The organism is Meiothermus sp., assembly GCF_025056915.1.
Lineage (GTDB): Bacteria > Deinococcota > Deinococci > Deinococcales > Thermaceae > Meiothermus.
Genome location: NZ_JANWVH010000154.1, coordinates 1 through 2,341, shown reverse-complemented (window position 1 = coordinate 2,341; position 2,341 = coordinate 1). Strand labels below are relative to the sequence as shown.

Annotated in this window: 2 protein-coding genes; both read right to left on the bottom strand. The window is 62.5% G+C overall.

Annotated features, from left to right (window positions below):
• A partial coding sequence (locus NZN28_RS14330; RefSeq protein ID WP_295399299.1) for a sugar ABC transporter permease occupies nt 1-1,172 on the bottom strand: 1,172 nt, incomplete at its 3' end.
• 201 nt (nt 1,173-1,373) lie between these two features.
• Nucleotides 1,374-2,341: D-xylose ABC transporter substrate-binding protein (gene xylF, locus NZN28_RS14325; RefSeq protein WP_295399297.1), on the bottom strand; the 968-nt coding region annotated here is incomplete at its 5' end.

Genomic DNA, 2,341 nt, shown 5'->3' with positions numbered 1-2,341 from the left:
AGCACCAACCCCAGCACCACGTTTTGCCATTCGGTTGGCAGACCCATCAGCACCATTCCGCTGCGCAGCGAAGACATCAGGAGTGCCCCCAGTGCGGCTCCCACAATGGAGCCGCTCCCACCAGCCAGGGCAGTGCCGCCAATCACTGCCGCGGCGATTACGTCGAGCTCGAGCAGGTTCCCCATGCTGTTGGTCACAAAGTTGAGCCGTGCGGCCTGCACCGCCCCGGCCAGCGCGGCCAGACCCCCCATCAGGGCAAAAACCGCCACCAGCATACGCTTGACGTTGATTCCGGCCAGCAAAGCCGCCTCGGGGTTGCCGCCGATGGCGAACACATACCGACCGAAGCGGGTGTTGAGGGCCACCCAGTTGAGCGCGAAGAGCACCGCCAGGGTAATCAGCACCGGCACCGGCATGCCTCGAGGGGTGCTGGTGCCGGGGTAGGGAAAGGCATTCATCACCAGCACAAAGGCCAGCACCATCAGCACAAGGAAGCCGTTCACCACAACTTCAGCCCAGAGAGGCCGCACCGGAAGGCCATTCTTGAGCCGGCGGCTGCGGTTGGTCAGGGCTTGATAGACGATGTAGACCATCACCAAAAGCCCCACCACCCAGGTCCAGAACTCTCCGATGGAGCCGTTGAGCCCACCCCCCAGCACCTTGAAGTTGTCGTCGAGGGGGCCGATGGTACGACCGCTGGCCACAATGAAGGTGGCGTTGCGAAAGATGAGCAGCCCCGCCAGCGTGACCACAAAGGCCGGCACCCCCCAGTAGGCCACCCAGTAGCCCTGGAAAGCCCCGATGAATGCCCCCAGCAACAGCCCTGCCAGCAAGGCCAGCAACCAGTGACCGCCCCAACCCAAAGGAGGCACGGTCTGGATCAGGGCCATCATCATGCCGGTAAAGCCCAGCACCGAGCCCACCGAGAGGTCAATCTGGCGGGTTACGATGACCAGCACCATACCCCCTACCATGATGCCCACCACGGCTGTCTGAACCGACAGATTCCAAAGATTCTGCGGACTCAGGAACTGCCCGGGCTGATTCAGGGTCAGAAGTTGAAAAACCACCCAGACCACAGCCAGCACCACCAGCATGGTCAGGATGCGGGCATCCACCCCTAGACTGCCCACCAGGCTGGTGCGGGCCTTAGAAACGCTTTGCATCTGCATGCGCTAGTCCTCCACCTCTTTTTGTTAGTTTGCCTGGGATTATACCGGGAATCCGGTCAAAGGTTGCCCGCCGGGAATCGAGACCGCGGAGGCCCAGGCCCCGGCCAGGCTGCGGGGGCCGGGCGAGGGTAGGGTATGTTGGCCCGAGGGGGCCATAAAAAGGGTGGGCGTGGCCCACCCTGTGTGCAAGCCTTTGCACGCCTAACGGCAAGCAGCCGGCGCAGAGGCTCCACTTACCCCCTGGCAGAGGGCCTGTTTGCTAATCCAGCCCGCTTTCAACACCACATCCAGGTTGTCTTTGGTGATGGGAATGGGCTTGAGCAGCACCGCATTCATGCGCACCTTCTTAGGCCCATCGGCGAAGACGGTGCGGCCCGGGATTTTGTCCATAGCGGTGCCGCGGGCCAGCAACACCGCAATCTCGGCAGCGCGGCGGCCTAGCTCGCGGGCGTCTTTCCACACGCTCACAGTCTGAAGGCCCCGCGCCACCCGGTTGAGGGCGGCCTGGTCGCCGTCCTGACCCGAAACCGGAACCTTTCCGGCCAGCCCCACCGCGGCCAGCGCGGCCACCACGCCCCCGGCGGTGCCGTCGTTGGAGGCCACCACCGCGTCTACTTTGTTGCCGTTGGCGGTGAGAATTTGCTCCATGTTGCGCTGGGCCACCTCGGGCTTCCAGCCTTCGGTGTACTGCTTACCCACCACCTTGATATCTCCCCGCTTGATGGCCGCGTCGAGCACCTCGAGCTGCCCTTTGTGCAGGAAGTCGGCATTGGGATCGGTGTTGGACCCCAGAATGAAGGCGTAGTTGCCCTTGGGGCGAACCTTGAACACCTCGCGGGCCTGCAAACGGCCCACCTCCACGTTGTCGAAGGTGATGTAGAAGGCGTAGTCGTTTTCAATCAGGCGGTCGTAGGCGATGACTGGGATACCTGCTGTCTTGGCTTTCTCGATAGCCGGCAGAATGGCGTCTTTATCCCAAGATAGAATGATCAGGGCCTTGGCCCCCCGCGCGATTAGGGTGTCTATGTCGTTGAGCTGCTTTTCCGAAGAGCTCTGGGCATCAGCGCTGATGTAGGTCGCGCCCATGCGACCGAGCTGCTCGCGGATGGCGCGCTCGTCAATCCTCCAACGCTCTTCCTGGAAATTTGCCCAGCTGACCCCCACAATTA